Annotated in this window: 13 protein-coding genes; 2 read left to right on the top strand and 11 right to left on the bottom strand. The window is 46.2% G+C overall.

Features of this window, described 5'->3' with window-relative positions; genetic code table 11:
• Positions 1-35 precede the first annotated feature (35 nt).
• Positions 36-452, bottom strand: a complete 417-nt coding sequence (locus RMO27_RS07365) for a nitrogen fixation protein (RefSeq protein ID WP_309730985.1) — start codon at positions 450-452, stop codon at positions 36-38.
• 55 nt (positions 453-507) lie between these two features.
• The gene (gene cobT / locus RMO27_RS07360; RefSeq protein ID WP_309730984.1) at positions 508-1626 is read right to left on the bottom strand and encodes a nicotinate mononucleotide-dependent phosphoribosyltransferase CobT; all 1119 of its coding nucleotides are present in this window, start codon (positions 1624-1626) and stop codon (positions 508-510) included.
• Between the two features lie 126 nt (positions 1627-1752).
• Here cobT and RMO27_RS07355 point away from each other — a divergent pair, with 126 nt between their 5' ends.
• Together RMO27_RS07355 and RMO27_RS07350 are read left to right on the top strand one after the other, a co-directional pair.
• Positions 1753-3969, top strand: coding sequence for an ATP-binding protein (locus RMO27_RS07355; protein ID WP_309730983.1), 2217 nt, complete (start codon positions 1753-1755; stop codon positions 3967-3969).
• Positions 3970-4016: 47 nt separating this feature from the next.
• Entirely contained in the window at positions 4017-5648 is a 1632-nt protein-coding gene (locus RMO27_RS07350) for a response regulator (RefSeq protein ID WP_309730982.1), read from the top strand.
• A gap of 74 nt (positions 5649-5722) precedes the next feature.
• Here the strand turns inward: RMO27_RS07350 and RMO27_RS07345 are convergent, their stop codons facing one another.
• The 9 genes from RMO27_RS07345 to RMO27_RS07305 form a co-directional block, all read right to left on the bottom strand.
• A complete protein-coding gene (locus RMO27_RS07345; protein WP_309730981.1) occupies positions 5723-6088 on the bottom strand; it encodes a Rieske 2Fe-2S domain-containing protein in 366 nt (121 codons plus the stop codon).
• A gap of 96 nt (positions 6089-6184) precedes the next feature.
• Entirely contained in the window at positions 6185-6559 is a 375-nt protein-coding gene (locus tag RMO27_RS07340; RefSeq protein ID WP_309730980.1) for a diacylglycerol kinase, read from the bottom strand.
• A gap of 104 nt (positions 6560-6663) precedes the next feature.
• Entirely contained in the window at positions 6664-9531 is a 2868-nt protein-coding gene (locus RMO27_RS07335; RefSeq protein ID WP_309730979.1) for a cyclic nucleotide-binding domain-containing protein, read from the bottom strand.
• Between the two features lie 497 nt (positions 9532-10028).
• Complete coding sequence (locus tag RMO27_RS07330; protein ID WP_309730978.1) at positions 10029-10865, bottom strand: nitrate ABC transporter ATP-binding protein; 837 nt, start codon at positions 10863-10865, stop codon at positions 10029-10031.
• Positions 10866-10992: 127 nt separating this feature from the next.
• Positions 10993-12990, bottom strand: a complete 1998-nt coding sequence (locus tag RMO27_RS07325) for a nitrate ABC transporter ATP-binding protein (protein WP_309730977.1) — start codon at positions 12988-12990, stop codon at positions 10993-10995.
• A gap of 166 nt (positions 12991-13156) precedes the next feature.
• A complete protein-coding gene (gene ntrB / locus RMO27_RS07320) occupies positions 13157-13984 on the bottom strand; it encodes a nitrate ABC transporter permease (RefSeq protein ID WP_309730976.1) in 828 nt (275 codons plus the stop codon).
• 111 nt (positions 13985-14095) lie between these two features.
• The gene (locus tag RMO27_RS07315; protein ID WP_309730975.1) at positions 14096-15421 is read right to left on the bottom strand and encodes a CmpA/NrtA family ABC transporter substrate-binding protein; all 1326 of its coding nucleotides are present in this window, start codon (positions 15419-15421) and stop codon (positions 14096-14098) included.
• Between the two features lie 482 nt (positions 15422-15903).
• Entirely contained in the window at positions 15904-16728 is an 825-nt protein-coding gene (locus RMO27_RS07310) for a nitrate ABC transporter ATP-binding protein (protein ID WP_309730974.1), read from the bottom strand.
• Positions 16729-16914: 186 nt separating this feature from the next.
• Positions 16915-18085, bottom strand: a 1171-nt coding sequence (locus RMO27_RS07305) for a CmpA/NrtA family ABC transporter substrate-binding protein (RefSeq protein WP_309730973.1), incomplete at its 5' end; no start/stop codon positions are given.

Genomic DNA, 18085 nt, shown 5'->3' with positions numbered 1-18085 from the left:
GTTTGAGGCTTTGGAACTACGTTCCTAGTTTTCCTTCACTCTGCGCCATAAATCGCTGGATTGATCGCGTTAATTAGTTCGTCCGAGGCAATGTAATTGTCTCGGACTACTTGTTGGCAGCGCAGGCAGGCGGCTGCGCCTTCTTGGTGCCACCAGCGACAGGTGGCTCGAATCGCACAAGTGGGTAGCCTGTCGGTGACAAGTGGTAATCCAGCGACGATCCTAGTGGTGAGGCGACAGTTGGTGCCATCAAAATGTCGGCAGCCCGTTTCGATACAAGTAGCCGCAATCCGAAAAATTTCGGTAGGTTTGACGGGGGCATCGAGCGCGAGTAACTCTGGGGGAATGGGTTTGACTCGATCGAGATGAACGACATGGGGCGTTTCTGGAGTACCTACCACGATCCCGAAAATGACGCTACCAGACATGTCGGTGTCAGCACTGGGATACATTAGCGATGTTGACGATCAATTTGACTGACGCTGGGACATAATCCTTCAAAATTCTTCAGTAAATTATTTTTTTGGTGGCTGGGTAGACGGATTGACTCTCAGCTAATAATTGCTCGATCGAGTCTAATAATTCTGCCTGTCCCCAACCGCGATACAAACTCGCCGCGATCGCCAGTCCCCCCGCACCGACGCCTTCTTTGACAAAACCTTGCTCGTAAACTTGCAACTGGGAATATTGAGAATTGGCAAAACTTAACTGGGTGGCGATCAGCGGGATGGAGGGAATCGATCGAGCGAGGGCGACAGTATCGCCAGATCGATCGGTAGCAACCCAAGCAGTCGTCCCGACGACGATTTGAGCCGTATGAATTTCCATCCCTTCCTCAATTCCAATTGCGTGAATTAGCGCGGCTACAGCCAGCATTTGCGTCCCGCCAGCGAGTAAAACACCACAACTGCGACTGGCGGCGATCGCCATACCAGCAACGACGATTTGCATCGGATCGCCGATCGCCGCCACCAAGGCGAGGGGAGAGAGTGGTAAAGCTAGTTGGGATAAGCCGCGATCGACTATTTCGGCTTTCTGCTGATGATTGCAAACGGGGTGAGAGCTATTGACTTTGCCGAGTGCGTCGATGCCCAAACCCCTGAGCAGACTCAATGCGGTCGTCGTACCGCCGACGACACATTCGCCGACGATCAGATAACTATCGGCACCTACTTCAGCCGCTAATTTGGCACCCCAGTGTAAGCCTTGCTGATAGAGTCGTTCGACGGTGGCAAGTGGTAATGCGGCACCTGTCGTCAGACAGGTAGCGGGCATTCCCCCCAGATCGATATGAGGGATCGTTGGGGGTGTCGGCAAGCCAGCATTGAAGATATAGACAGGTAGAGCCAATGCCGCGACGATCGCCCGCGAGATATAGACGGGCGATGCGCCCGCAATCAACGGGGGCAGGGGGTAATCGGGGTGAGGCTGTACCCCATTTACCAGAAATTCGGCATCAGCGATCGCGGTGTACTGCCGATCGGCTGGGGTTTTTCCTGCCGCTGAAATCCCTGGAATCAGACAAGTCTGTGTAAATCCCAATACGCAAGCAAATACTGGCAATTTTCCTCGATACTTTGCCAACCACTGTTGTGCGGGGATGGGTTGGGTATGGAGTTGGAGCATTTGGGGGATGGGGGACTGGGGGACTGGGGGACTGGGGGACTGGGAAACGGAGTTTGCGCTAATGGGGGTGCTTTTGGGAATTATTGAGATAACTATGCTCGATCGCTTAATCTTGAGATCTTCAACATGCCAGAATCTAGAGGAATGGATGCACCAGATCGATCGCGAACCATCCTGATTGTAGAAGACGATGCCATCTGTCGCCAAGTGCTCTGTGGTTATCTGCACCAAGACACTCGTTACACTTATACCATCTTGGAGACAGACACTGGGACAGCGGGATTGGAGCAGTATCAGATGGCTCAACCAGATGCCATCTTGCTGGATTATTTGCTGCCAGATATGGATGGGTTGGAGTTTTTGCAAGCTTTGCAAGCACAGATTAATAAGCCCGATCTGCCCGTGGTGCTGTTGACAGGATCGGATCGAGCTGACTTGGCAGAACTCGCGATCGACTCCGGCGCGCAATCATACCTGAGCAAGCTAGACTTAACCGCTGAAAACTTGCGGCTGTCGCTACATAGTGCCATCAAGCAGGGCGAACTCCTGCGACAAGTCGCGACCCTTACCACGCAAAACGATCGCCAGTTAGCCGTCCTCCAGCAGCAGGAATCACAATTGCGATTGGCGTTGAAATCTGCCCAGATGGGGATTTGGGATTGGGATTTGACGATCGATCGCATCCACTGGAATCGCGAACAAGAACTATTATTTGGTCTGCAACCAGGGAGTTTTGACGGTAGTTGTGCATTTTTCTGTCGCTGTATTCATCCTGAAGACTTGGATACTGTCCGCGAATATATCGGGCAATCGACCGAACAGCGGGGGGGCTTTTGCCATCAATTTCGGATTATCTGGCCGAATGGCAATATCCATTGGATCGAAGTGCGGGGTGAGACATATTTTGATGCTACTGGACAAGCGATCCGCATGATGGGTACGGTGGCGAATATCGACGATCGCCAGCAGGCACAGCAACTCCTCCAAGATCGATTGGAGCAACAACGACTGGTAATGGATTTGACGCTACAAATTCGGAGATCGCTCGATTTGCATGAAATCCTTCAAACCACTGTCAACGAAGTCCGTCAATTTCTCCAAACCGATCGCGTAATTGTCTATGAGTTTTCACCAGACTGGAGTGGTACGGTGATTGTCGAATCTGTCGGTGCGGGTTGGACGCCACTGCTCGGTACGCAGATTTATGTCAGTCTGATTGAATCCTTTCTAGCCGGATTTCATCAAGGATTGCCCGTCGCCTATGGCGATGTCCGCAATGCCGACGTGGCGCAGTGGTATCTGCAACTCTTAGAAAATCTCCAAATTCGCGCCAACTTATTGGTACCGATCTTTAAAGGCGATGACTTATGGGGGCTACTCGTCGCCCATTACTGTGCGGCTCCCCGTCAGTGGCAACCTTCCGAAATCGAGCTAGTCGATCGATTAGCCAGTCAAGTCAGTATTGCGATCCAGCAAGCCGATCTGTTTGCGCGGGCACAGACGGAATTGACACAACGCAAACAAGCCGAATTGAATCTGCAACTGCTCAATGCCGAACTCGCCCAGCGTCAGTCTGTCGAACAACTCAAAGATGAATTTATCGGGATTGTCAGCCATGAACTGCGGACGCCGCTGACTTCGATGCGGGGCGCATTGGGGCTATTGGCCATGGGCGTCCTCGATGACGAACCAGCGCAGATGAAGCGCACGATCGAGATTGCCGCGATCGAGACCGAACGCCTAGTGCGGATGGTCAATGATATCCTCGATCTGGAAAAGTTAGCCGCAGGTGGCGATACCCACGCACCAGAGTGGTGCAATGCCTTGGAGATTGTCGAACGCGCGAGCGAGGTGATGAGCGGTCGGGCGAAAGCCGATCGAGTGACGATCGAAGTTGATTGTCCGGCTGTCGAGATTTGGGTCTTACCCGATCGGTTAATGCAGATTTTTACCAATTTGCTCGATAATGCCCTCAAATTTTCACCACCAGGGAGTACTGTCTCGATCGTTGCCACTCTCATCGATAATACGATGCCTGGTAATTTGACTCAAGCTGACTCTGAGCCACTCTCCGCCAATAGTCCCGCCCACTCGATCCAGTTTGCCATTACCGATCGCGGTCGCGGTATCCCTGAAGATAAACTCGAAACCATTTTTAACCGCTTTCAACAAGTCGATACCTCCGATGCTCGCGATCAAGGGGGTACTGGCTTGGGATTGGCAATTTGTAAATCGATCGCCTTACAACATCAAGGTCAGATCTGGGTAGAAAGTAAATGGGGGCACGGTAGTACGTTTTTTGTGACGTTACCGCAACCAATGGCTAAAACCCGATCGAACTAGGGCACTTTAAATAAAGTAGCGTTATCTAGCCCAACTCCCCGCTCCCCATGAGTATCACCAGTCAAAATAACGTCAAATTCAAAGACTTAATTACTGAGTTCAATCAGATTAAAACAGATGCTTTTAGTGGTAATTTAATCGTGCGGGTCGAACGGGTGTCCAGTTGGATGTTGTGCTTTACATCGGGACGGCTGGCTAGCGTGAGCGGAGGGATTGATGCGATCGAGCGATGGCAGCGCAATTTGGCATTAGCGGCGAGCGAGGCACCGCTCCTGTGTCGGCAAGACATCCTCTTCAATACCAATAAACTCGCCCAGGAATGTGCGGTTAAAGAAGTTTTATTTGACATTATTCAATTCAGTCAAAATCGGGGAGATCGATTATTTTATCAATTAATTCCTGTCAACAATAATAATATTAGATCGGTTTTGCCATTATTAGAATTGCAAGCAATTCTCACCGAGACGATTCAAGCTTGGCAAGAGTGGGAAAATCGCGGTCTAGCTAGTTATGCACCGAGCTTGGTACCGGTTGTCAACCACACAGCGCAAATTTTGGTGGTTGATCGCCACCCAGACTTGCAATCGCTAATTTCCGCCATTGACGGTCGAAAAACACTGCGGAGTTTGGCAATCCACCAGCAAAAAAAATTAATTGATGTTGGCGAATCTTTGTTGTCATTATTCACATCGGAACTAATTACACTCTCGCCGATCGAATCGATCTCGGCTGAGGGAAATCTGCCACAGCTACCTCGAGATCCTGCCGCCAGCAGACTCAGCCAAACAACTACTACTTCAGATCTCAAATCTACCGCAGCGATCGTCGCTCGGACAGAGCCTAAAACAGTCGGCGCGCTGATTGCTTGTATCGATGATAGCCCGATCGTCTATAAAAGTTTGGAGAAAATTATTGCCGCACACGGTCATCGATCGTTTGGCGTTCAAGATCCGCTCAAAATTATTCCCAGCTTGATTAGAAATAAGCCCGATTTGATCTTTCTGGATTTGGTGATGCCAGTTACTAATGGGTACGAAGTCTGCGAACAAATTCGCAAAACACCCTCTTTAACTAAGGTGCCGATTATTATTTTAACGGGTAGCGATGGCTTGATCGATCGAGTACGCACTAAATTTGTCGGTGCTAATGGCTTTTTGAGTAAACCAATTCAAGCTGAGGCGATCGTCAAAACGATCGATAAATATCTCAAGCAAAAACCAGCAATCGTACAAGTCAGCTCGCCTGTCAAATCCAAGCAGACTTTAGTTCATGCCGCACCTCGTCAACAACTATTACAGATCCCCACTACTGCCAAGCGCGTCTTGATCGTGGATGACGATCGCAATATCCGCGAAGTCGTGTCAATGTGTCTGCACAAACTCAAAGGTTGGGATATTCTGACTGCGGCTTCTGGACAGGAGGGTTTAATCGAAATCGCGACCACGACTCCCGATGCGATCGTCTTAGATCTGATGATGCCAGAAATGGATGGATTGGCTTTCTTGCGCCAGTTACGCGCCCAAGATGCAACGAGAATTATTCCGGTCATTCTCCTGACTGCTAGTCGCAACATCCCAGCAACACGGCGATTGCAAGAATTAGGCGTAGTTGAGACGATCTCCAAACCATTTCTCCCGATCGATCTGGTGCGTCAGATCGATCGGGTGTTGGCGGTTTAGGGGTTAGGTTTTAGGTTTTAGGGGATAGAGGTTTTGAACGCAAGCGTCCTTAATTAGCTCAGTCCCCAGTCTCTCTACAATCCGATCGAGACTTCATCGCCTTGAACGGTGACGGGATAAGTTTTGATGCTTTGGGCTGATTTACCGACACTGAGTACTTGATGCGACCATTCAGGCAACGGAATGCCCACAAATGAGTCTACCCACTTGATATTTGCTCCAGTCGTCAGATCGAAAGTCGCACCATGCCAACGACAGGTAACAGTGCGATCGCAGACTTTCCCTTTCGCTAAGGGCATTCCCAAGTGGGGGCATTTATTTTCGACGGCGTAGATTTTATCATCAATTTTGGTCAAGATTACTTTCTGGTTATCGACTTTGACCGCTAGCAATTCACCTTCTTTTACTTGGCTGGTAGTAGCAACAGAGACAGTTTTCATAGCTTAATGATAAATTTTTGATAGTTAAAACTAGATATTATTAGCCTACCAGGATGTTCGCCGCAATTTTCTAAATCTCATCCTGATCGAGCATTTCTACACAATTGCTAGTAACTGAAGTCCTTCGCCGATGAGAATCGCCGCCCACACAAAGATCCCGATGCCTGCGGCGGCGGCGGCAATATCTTTGATGATGCCAATCTGCGGATTTTGTGCTGGTTCGACAAAATCACACAAGTTTTCGATCGCACTATTGAATAATTCGCCGAGTAACATTACCCCTGTTGCCAATAACACGATCGTCAAATCGACCCATTTGTAAAAAACACAAGCTAATATCAAAATGGGGAGCGATAAAACAAGTTTGTAAGCAACACTGAAGTCAGTAATGACTGCGACACGTAGACCTTTTAAGATAATTCTAAATTTTTTGAGAGGATGATAACCAGGAATACTATATTTCTTCGGCATGGCTAAATCCTCCTCAATAAATAGTCAGATGAATAATCTATAAATGCCAATAGTAGTTGAGTTTAGTGCTACTTATGATATTAACAAAGATACTTAACCTTTGCTTAGATTGGTTGGAGCGATCGCATAAATCTTTGTAGTTGTCTACTCTCTAGTGCTAATACGCGCCGTGCAAAATCGCGATCGCGATCAATTAGATCGTCAAAAGCACTAACTGGCACTGCCAAAATGCGGGTAAAATCGCCTGCAGCCACGATCGTATTCTGAGAGTCGCTACGGGCGAGGACTTCTAATTCGTCGAGGGTTTGTCCTAATTGGAGCCGCTCGATGCGGACTTGTCGATCTGGTAAATGGAAGAGAATATTCGCATTTCCAGATATTAATAGCAGGAGTTCGCGACAGGTATCACCAGCTTCGGTAATCACTTCATTATTAGTAAAGGTTCTAACTTCGGCACGCTCTGCGAGCGCGATTAATGTCTCACTGTGCATCCGATGAAAGAAATCACTATTAAATAGATGTACTGCTTTTTCTAGTAATGGGAAACTAGCAAGTTGTGGCAGCTCTGTAGCTGCCGACAAGATAATTTTGACTGTTTCTTGTAGTAGTAAAGATGAGTTTTGAAGGCTAGCATAATTGCGCGCAATCGTGTGGCTGCGATTCTCTTTCAGAGAGGCTTCTGCGCAGGCAGGGGCTTCGCAGAAGCCAACGAGATCGAGTTGCGCGATGATGTACAGACAAGCTGTTTGAATCAGGGGACTGCGATCGTCGAGTAATGGTGCTAAAGATGTTAAGGTTTGTTCGATCGAATAGTCGATCGAGCAAGTATTTTCAATTCCTTTTAAGGGTGTCAATCTTGCCAAGATCTCTGGATGAATTCGAGCTTGCCAATTTTCTGATTCTAATAGTTCTAGCAAAACTACTGGAGCTAAATCGCCCAATTGTTGCGCGAGGGAGATGGCAGATAGATCGTGATTCAGGCTTACTAATATTTCTAAAATAGTACGGACGATTAATTCTTTCTTGTGATGGATACTACTTCTCAATAACATCAAAACGGCTTGATATTCGTGCAAGATTGGTTGATTGAGTCCGCGATAGCAGGTAATCAGAGTAGGTAATTGGGCGAGCAAAAATTCCGCTCTCCGTATGTTGCCAGCATCAGGCGAAATCCCACTCATAATCCAAGCTTCTTCTTGAGGATCGATCGAATATTCCCGCCGCAAAGCATTGATTTCTGCTGAGTCTGGATCGAGAGTGCGATCGAGATTGGTTAAATCTTGCCGTTGTTGCAATCGCATCAACCGTTCTAGTGATTTGCGATAGCCAGTCAAGCGAATTTGATTTTCTAAGCTCCGTTTTCGGTCGGGATTTAGCAGCTCTGGATCTTCAATTCCTAACTCTTCTAATACCTCACGGTGCTCGTCGTCGGTAATGCCTAATTCCTGACGCAATTGTTGCAATACTTCTAAACTACTAGAATAATTAGCATAGCCTTCTTCCAAGGCTTCGCGTACAACACCTTTATAAGCTGCATGTCGTTTTTCTCTCGTAAATCCAGGTAAAACTTTGGCTAAAATATACACTTCATGAGTATTGAGATCGCTCAAAGATCGTCCCTCTACATACTGGGAAATATCTAGTTGTAATTTCTCCAACTGCTTGCGGAATCGACTTGCCAAATTTTCACGCGAATATAGATCCGGGCTAAGTCGCCAAGTCTTGTAGACCCACAATGTACTCAATAATACTAGAGTCATTTCGTAAACATATTGAAACGAAATCGGCATCAGTTGGACGAGAGGACGACCGCCAAAGATAAAGAAGAAATTGAAGATGAAAAATGTACATAGTGTAAACACGCGATGTCGAATTACATCCGGCGTCAGCTTGAGATCGCGTCTATGACGATTAGCTTTTGCCCATTGTTCAATCGATCTTCCCACCCGATATCCGATCGCGGTAGAGATACCCAATGTGAGCGGCACGGCTACAATTTTGGGGATATTAATCACTTGTCCGAACAGATAAAATCCCGGACTTAGTAAAGATGATAACTGGTCGGTTTGTCTCGCCCACACACCGGAAATATAATAATCCCAACTACCTGCATACAGATAATAATAACCAAAATAACCGATGACTAAGCCCACATAACCATACCGCAGCCACGACACCTCTGGTTTATTCAAACTATCCCAATAAACGCGTTCTGAGTCGATATCGATGCAAGGATTTTGACAAGCAACACAGGCGCTTTGCTCTTTACCATCTGGTAATACCGTCCGACACATCGACTGCGTAATTGATGTATCGCTGATATGTGCTTTACTACTAAATAACCCGCCAGGTTCGCTATAAATCTGTTGCACCGGAGCCATCGGACAAAAATAATTGCACCAAGATTTACCACCATATAAATGACCGACGGTAATCGCCGCTGCGATCGTCAATAATAGCCACAGTGCTAACACCAATCGATCGGCATTAAAGAACAAAATTCGCCCGCACAATCCGACAAATAGCCAGCCGAATTGGACATATGGATAATTCTTACCTAACCACGAATCAGGCTTGACTTTTGCCAGCTCATACCGTACTTTTCCCGTATTCGGATTTTCGCGTTTGAATTGTCTTTGCTTGCCCAGTGCGCGGGGAATTTGTGATAGAAATGATAACGGGCAAATCCGTCGCCACAGTTCGTGTCCGAAGATTAGCAAAATAAAGATCGACGCAGGTACGATCGCACCCCAAAATAAGGTCGTAGCTAATGGATAAGGCTGTTCGACGAGACACTTTCCCTGCACAGAAATACAGCTATCTGACAATCTTAATGGACTCCAAGGATGATTTGGCTCGGTCAATACTGGCGTCCAAGGATCGTAAAATAAGGATGCAATAATCAGCAACCAGGCGATCGTTAATAGCCAGCGAACCACATGCATTCGCCGTTCGGGTAGCTGTGAAAACATATAATAGGATTAGATTAATTGATAATTGATAATTGATAATTGATGATTAAGTCGTTAGTGTGAGGATTTTAGCCCTTGTTCTTTGTTTCCTAGTAGTAAAGAGGATGAATCTGTCTATTCGATTGATCGAGAGCTATCTATATGAGCCGATATCTGAATGGTGGGCAATGCTCACCCTACTTTTTTATCTACTCTAGTTATGCTATTCAAATTTAAATAGCGAACTGTGGCGATACAACATTTTAGGTTTTTAAAAATTGATTGACATCATTCGATCGGATGATTTATGTCAACTATAGCAATCCTATTTGAGTTCCTTGCAGTAACGATAACCTGTAGGGGCGGTGCCTTGTGCCCGCCCTCTGGGGTTTAAGCTTTTCAGTTAGGATGGCTATAGATGTAAATTTGTGGCGGTGGATTTATGCTGGTAATCTTATTCACGATCGGAATTTACGATCAGGTATACCATATTTATCCACCGAGCAATCGAACATCATCTATTCATCATCATGAGCGAAGCGATGATAGAGGAAGTCGAGAGCATAATTGCGTAAGTTATAGTACTCAGGATCTTCCATAATTAGATCGCGATCGCGCAGTCGATCGAAAGGTATATTTAGAATTTCACCAATTTTCGCAGCAGGGCCATTTGTCATCATTACTAATCGATCTGCTAAAAATAATGCCTCATCGATATCGTGAGTAATCATCAAAACGGTGCAATTTTGTTCGCCACAGATCCGCATCAATTCTTCTTGCAATTCCTCCTTGGTAATTTGATCTAAAGCTCCAAAAGGTTCGTCTAGAATTAAGATTTCGGGACGAATTGAAAGAGCGCGCGCGATCGCGACCCGTTGACGCATCCCTCCTGATAATTGCTTGGGCTTTTTATCGGCTGCATCTGACAATCCCACCATTGCTAAATGCTCATTGACGATCGAGACTTTTTCAGCTTTGGACTTCTGAGGAAAGACTGAATTAACTGCTAAATAAATATTTTCAAAAGCAGTCTTCCACGGTAGAAGTGCATAACCTTGAAACACCATCATGCGATCAGAGCCAGGTTTGAGAATTGGTGCTCCTTTTAGTTCGACTCTGCCAACGGTAGGTTGACTGAAGCCAGCAATCATATTGAGTAGGGTTGATTTACCACAACCTGAATGTCCGATTAGACAAATAAATTCGCCTTTATCGACAGATAAATTGACATTTTCTAAAACTGTATAAGTCCCTTTTGCGGTGGGGTAGATCTTAGCAACATCTTCAACTAGTAGAAAAGGATTTTTGGTGTTAAGTTTTTGAGGATTTTGAGGGGTAGTTTTAAATGCTGTCATAATATTATGTGGTTTTTAAGCGATCGATCGGTTGTTTGGGAGGTTGGGCGGGTTCGTTATTAAGTTATCTGTAGACACAAAATTTTCTAGCAAAAACCCGCCCCTACAGATGGTTGTGTCGGGCAGATTATAAGATAACTTCTGCAACTGAAATTGGACGTTTGATTTTTAAACTATTGAGATAAGCGATCGGATCTTTGGCATTGAATGGCACCCCATCGAATAACTCGATCGAATTGAGTCCATAATCGACATCAAAACCCAGCTCTCGCGATCCGGTACTAAAAGTACTAGTCCGACAAACGCGCTCCACAACCTCGACCCAATTGCGCGGAAATGGGGTAATTCCCCAGCGAGCCATTTGCGTAATAATCCACAATTGTTCGGTACGACTAGGACGATTTAAACTATTGCCAAAAAATTGCGGATGAGCGTATTCTTTGTGTGGATCGTGGATGCCAGAATCATTCTTCGGATTCTCTTGCAGAGAGGCTTCGCCAACGGCAATCGTAATATATTCGGCTTTCATTCCGAGATATTCTTTCTGAGCTAGCAGATGCCGAATTTCATTGACATTATTGGGATCGGCGCAATATTGGCAGGCTTCGAGCAATGCTTTGACGAGGGCGATATGTGTATTTGGATAAGCATTTGCCCAATCTTCTCTGACACCTAAAACTTTGCCCGGATGCCCATTCCAAATGCCTAGATCGGAGGCAATTGTAAAGCCTTTACCTTCACTAGCTGCCCGATAATTCCAGGGTTCGCCGACACAATAGCCATCGATCGTGCCTGCTTTGAGATCCACTACCATTTGTGCGGGTGGAATCGTCATTAGGTTCACATCATTGTCAGGATCGATGCCACCAGCCGCCAACCAATACCGCAATAATAGATTGTGCATCGAAGATGGGTGTACCATCCCAAAATTGTGACGTTTTTCGGGAGTATTTATGATGAATTGGTGGAAGTCATCGAGAGTTCTAATATTTTGTTGGTAGAACTCTTCTTTTAAGGTAATCGCATTACCATTGCGTGCCATTGTCAGCGCGGTAACGACGGGCAAAGGGATATCGTTATTACCACCTAAAGTCAACCAGGCAGGCATTCCAGAGGGCATTTGAGCGGCATCGATATAGCCGCCGCTAATCCCATCGACAATGCCCCGCCAGCTCGATTCTCGTGCCAAAGTAACCTCATCTAAACCATGTTTGAGAAAGAAGCCTTTTTCCTTCGCGATCGCTAGTGGCGCGCAAGCAGTTAAAGGTACAAATCCGAGTTGAAGATTGACCTTTTCCAAGCCATGATGCGCGAGGACTGTTGTCTTTTGGGCACGGATTTTTTTGACCCGTTTTTGTTGGTTCAAGAAGTAAATCATCTCACTACGCAAACTATAATAGCTGGGATGCTCGACTACTTCTAACCGTTTGCGAGGACGGGGAATATCAACATCTAAAATTTGGCCGATTTTGGATTCGGGGCCATTTGTGAGCATGATAATTCGATCGGATAGTAATAATGCCTCGTCGATATCGTGAGTCACCATTACCGCAGTGACGTGATTTTCTTCACAAATTTGCATCAGCCGTTCTTGCAAACCGCCACGAGTCAGCGCATCCAATGCCCCAAACGGCTCATCCAACAACAATACTTTCGGACGAATTGCAAATGCCCGCGCGATCGAAACTCGCTGTTTCATCCCTCCAGAAAGTTGCCCTGGTTTCTTATCGGCAGCAGCCCGCAAACCCACCATATCGATACTTTCCTCGATAATATGTTCGCGCTCGGCTTTAGGTAAACCCTGAAGTACTTTATTCACCGCCATCGCAATATTTTCGCGGACAGTCAACCACGGGAATAGGGAATAATTTTGAAATACTACCATCCGATCGGGGCCTGGTTTTGTGACTGGTGTATCATCAACCAAGACCACACCATCAGTCGCACCATCTAAGCCAGCAATGATATTTAAGAGCGTCGATTTGCCACAACCGGAGTGTCCGATTAGGGAGATAAATTCACCCTTACGCATGTTTAAATCGATACCTTTTAATGCAATATAACTCCCGCCATTAGCGAGATCGAATGTTTTACCAACTTGGTCAACTTCAACAAAACTACTCATCTTTATTTTGCCTTTTATATAAGTTTGTTCTGGTGCGTTACGCTACTACGTCTTGCTACCATGTAAATCTGTAGGGGCGGGTTTATGCTAGCGATATCATTTGTATGATAAATTGACGATCGAACCCGCCCTCCCCCTCTCGCAATTCCAGCATGTTTATCTTCAATTATTTATGTTCGTCAGGAACCACTTTAGTAGCAATAAAAGCGATAGATTTATCCAATAACAATCCAACCAACCCAACATAAATCAACGCGATAATAATCTGACTGATATTTGCCGCGTTCCAGGCATCCCAGATAAAGAACCCAATCCCGACACCACCAATTAACATTTCGGCAGCCACGATCGCTAACCAAGATAAACCGACACCAATTCTCAATCCAGTAAAGATATAGGGAACAGTTGCAGGGAAAACCACATCCAAAAAGTATTCCTTCCGAGATAGTTGCAATACTTTAGAAACGTTGACATAATCTTGCGGAATCTGTTGTACTCCGGCGATCGTATTCAGAATAATCGGCCAGATTGAAGTAATAAAGATCACGAAAATTGCTGAAGGATTAGATTGCTGAAAAGTAGCCAACGCGATCGGCAACCAAGCCAACGGCGGAATCGTCCGTAATATTTGGAAAATCGGATCGAGGGCATCGTACAAAAATTCATTCGTACCGACGATAATCCCGATCGAGATCCCGACGATTGCCGCTAGTGTGAATCCTTGCAGTACCCGCTGGACGCTCGCCCAGATCTGCCAAAATAGTCCTTTATTAGTCGCGCCTTTATCAAAGAACGGATCGATGATTAATTCCCAAGTCTGTTGGACTACCTTAATCGGACTGGGGAGATTGGCATCGGGACTTAAGGCTAACAACTGCCAAATAATTAAAATTACTGAGATCGCGATCAGTGGGGCGACTATTTTGCGAGTTTTCTTGTCGCTCAACAGGCGATTTAGTACGCTAGGTTGTGGGCGATTAATAGCTCTTGCCATAGTTTCTCTCCGAGAATATTAAGGTGTGCGATTAACTTTCAACTTTCTGTCTTGACTGAAAGCCATGGGTCGGGAACCTCCGCGTGATTTCAGTCGCAACTTTCAACTTACCTATGCTTGCTTGATTTTCAAACTATTTAAATAAGCTGTCGGATTAGTCGGATCGAACTTCACCCCGTCAAAAAAGGTTTCGACTCCGCGCGAAGTAGTGGCGGGAATCTGATCGGCAGTAAGATTCAATTCCTTTGCCGCCGCCCGCCAGATATCTTCCCGGTTGACTCGATCGATTACTTGTTTGGTGTCGGTATTTGTCGGAATTTGTCCCCATCGCATATTTTCAGTCAAGAACCAGAGATCGTGACTCTTATATGGATAGCTGGCATGATTGTCCCAATAGCGCATAATATTCGGACTATTTGCCACCACTGGGCGATTATTGCCATACTCAATCGTCCCAGTCAGCCGATCTTTGACATCTTTGACTGGTACTTTTGCCCACTCCGGATCGGAGATAGTTTGTGCCATTTGCAGGCGATTTTCTGGTTTGTCGCACCATTGTTGCGCCTCCATCAAAGCCTTAACAATTGACTTGGTAGCATTTGGATGTCGATCGACCCAATCACTCCGAAAACTCAATGCTTTTTCGGGATGATCTTGCCAAAATTCATTCGTTACTAATGCCGTATAACCTAACTTTTGATTGATCAATCGGACGTGCCAAGGATCGCCAACACAAAAACCATCGATATTATTGACTTTAATATTCGGAACCAATTGCGAACCGGGTACGACCAAACTAATTACATCTTTATTCGGGTCGATGCCCCCCGCCGCCAACCAATAGCGCAACATCAAATCGCTATTGCCACCTTTAAAAGTATGGGCAAATCTGAGATAATTTCCAGCCGCTCGTTCGCGCTCGACCCTTTCTTTAATTTTGGAAGCATCTAAACTAACATTGGCATCTTGATATCTGTTGCCTACAGATATTCCCTGTCCCCCAGTGTTTAGCCTCGCCACCACATACATGGGCAGCTTTTTATTATTTACAGTAATAGTGCCCATGCTCATGTGATATGGCATCGGACTCAAGACCATCGCCCCATCCAACCCGCCTCCAGCCGAGCCGATTTGGAGGTTATCTCTAGTGACACCCCAAGAAGGTTGTTTGACTAGTTCTACATCCGGCATTCCATGTTTTGCGAACAATGCTTTGACTTTGGCAATTACCAATGGGGCGGCATCGGTTTGACCGATAAAACCAATTCTGGCTTTGGTAGTTTCATTGCCACCAGCGGCATTAGCTGCTGTAATTGGTGCTAATTGACTGCCAGAATTGCCAGTACTGCATCCTTTTAATCCCAAGCCGAGCATGGCAGTAGCTCCAGCCGTGAGGATAAATTTACGACGAGAAAGTTGGTTGACGAGGTGTTCCATATAAGTCCCTATCGAATCTAGATTTAATAGTTGGCCGCTCGTGCTTGAGAGTTATCGAATTCAGTAGAGTTATGTATTTATAAACCATAGACTTTTCCCTATGAAGTAATTCCGATTAGTGGCTCATTTGCCGATCTCACTAATCAATCCATAGATTCGATCCATTAATAAACAAGTTTATCCTATCTACCTCTCTATGCATAGAGGATCGCCATGTTTTTTTGAACAGAATATCGAATAAACTCTATAAGTATTTTTATGAGTGCGCCTCAAGTGACTTATTAAGAGCAGGAGGCGGCGATCGAAGATGGCAATAAAGCACTACCTGGAAACCGTTTGGAGCGGCAGCTATGTCTACTGACAGCAGCATGCATGGCAATATGGATAAAAAAACAGCCGCAATCGCGACTGTTTTTGTAGATCTACCGATAATTGTCTAGATCTGAATATCGATCTTCTTGCAGAGGGGCTGCGCCAACGAACTAATGAGTATTCCCACTATATAAAAATTCGAGAGCGCGGTTGCGTAATTCGTAATAGCGAGGATCTTCGAGCATTTGTTCGCGATCGCGTGGACGCTCGAAGGGAATATCTAAAATCTCACCAATGCCTGCTGCTGGGCCTTCAGTCATCATCACTAATCGATCGGCTAGGAATAGACATTCATCGATATCGTGAGTCACCATCAGTACCGTACAGCCAACTTCGCGAACGATTTCGGATACTTCTTCCTGCATTTCTTCTTTGGTAATTGCATCGAGCGCACCAAAAGGTTCATCTAAAATTAGGACTTCAGGACGTAGACAAAAAGCCCGCGCGATCGCCACCCGCTGACGCATCCCCCCGGATAATTGGGTGGGCTTTTTTTCCATTGCCTCGCCCAAACCAACCATCGTCAAAGTATCGCGGACGATCCGATCTTTCTCCGATTTAGATTTGTTAGGATGGACTGAATCTAATCCAAAATAGACATTATCATAAGCTGTCATCCACGGCATTAAAGAGTAGCTTTGAAAAACCATCATTCGATCTGGCCCCGGCTTGGTAATTAACTTACCATTCATGGTGACTTGACCTTCGTTAGGTGTGGCAAATCCAGAAAGTGTATTTAGTAAGGTAGATTTACCGCAACCAGAGTGGCCGATAATACAAATAAATTCACCTTGCTTGACATTGAGGTTGATATTTTTAATTACGACATTTTTTCCTGCTCTAGAAGGATAGGCTTTAGTGACTCCTTCAAAGCTGATAAAGTCTTGTTTGGTATTTTTCAATGTTCCCGATCGAGGTGCAGAAATAGCAGTCATATTATTGAGGATTTGTAATGGTTGAGGTTAAATAGTTAGTCAGCGACTAAAGTCACCGCTAGTAGTGCAAAGTCCGCCTTCTCTTGACAGAGACGCTACGCGAACGCGGACTGAATTTTCTAGTCCGCGGCGGACTTTGCATCATGAGCAGCGGTTTCTAACCGCTGTGGTTATTGGTAGCTCCTATTAGTGAATTTCCGCTAGCGTAATATCGCGTTTGATTTCGAGATTGTTGAGATAGCGAATCGGATCTTTTGCATCGAAAGTGGTACCATCGACGAGTTTAATCGAACCGCGACTGTAGGAAATTTCACTCATCCCCAGTTCCCGCGCTGCAGTACTAAATACCCCAACGCGACAGGTATTTTCCAGTACCTCTACCCAGTTGCGGGGGAACGGTACATCGCCCCACCGTGCCATCTCGACCATGTGCCACAGATGTTCTGTCCGACTGGGACGATTGACCCCATCGCCGAAAAAGACGTGGTGAGCGACCGATTCTACGCCAGGGATGATATCATCGGGGCCACCCAGATGGATAAAGTCTAGATTTGTACCGATATATTCCTTGCGGGCGAGGATTTTGCGAATTTCTTCAGCATTAGCGGGATTTGCGCAGTAGCGGCAAGCGTCTAAAAGTGCCTTGTTCAAGGCGATAAAGGTATTGGGGAAGGCTGCTGCCCAATCTTGGCGACAGCCTAAAACTTTGCCGGGATGACCGCTCCAGATATCGATATCGCGGGCGACAGTAAAGCCAATCCCTTCGATTTCGGCGCGGAGGTTCCACGGATCGCCGACGCAAAAACCGTCGATCGTGCCGTTTTTCAAATCTACGACCATTTGGGCGGGTGGGATTTGTTTCAAGTGTAACTCGCGATCAGGATCGATTCCCGCACTTGCCAGCCAATAACGCAGCAACAGGTTGTGCATTGAGGAAGGATGCACTACACCCATCCGGTGGGGTTCCTTGGGGGTGGCGCGGATCGCTTCGCGGAAATCGGCGAGGGTTTTGACACCAAGTTTCTTAAATCTTTTATCGAGGGTAATAGCATTACCGTTGCGGCTGATGGTCAGAGAGCTAACAATCGGTACACTTTGACCGCCCGCACCGCCGAGCGTAATCCACAGGGGCATCCCTGATGGCATAGCTGCTGCATCGATGTAACCGCCAGCAAGTCCATCGACGACACCGCGCCAACTCGATTCGCGGACTAAGGAGGCTTGTTCTAAACCGTGTTTGACAAAGAAGCCTTTTTCTTTGGCAATAATCATCGGCGCACATGCCGTTAAGGGTACAAAACCCAGTTGCAAGTTAACTTTTTCTAACCCGTGAGCGGCAACGTTTTGAACTTTCTGC

Origin of the sequence: Chamaesiphon sp. OTE_75_metabat_556, from assembly GCF_031378165.1 — a bacterium.
Taxonomy (GTDB): Bacteria; Cyanobacteriota; Cyanobacteriia; order Cyanobacteriales; family Chamaesiphonaceae; genus Chamaesiphon.
The sequence above is the reverse complement of the archived record's forward strand: the minus strand, read 5'-3'. Positions and strand labels throughout refer to the sequence as shown.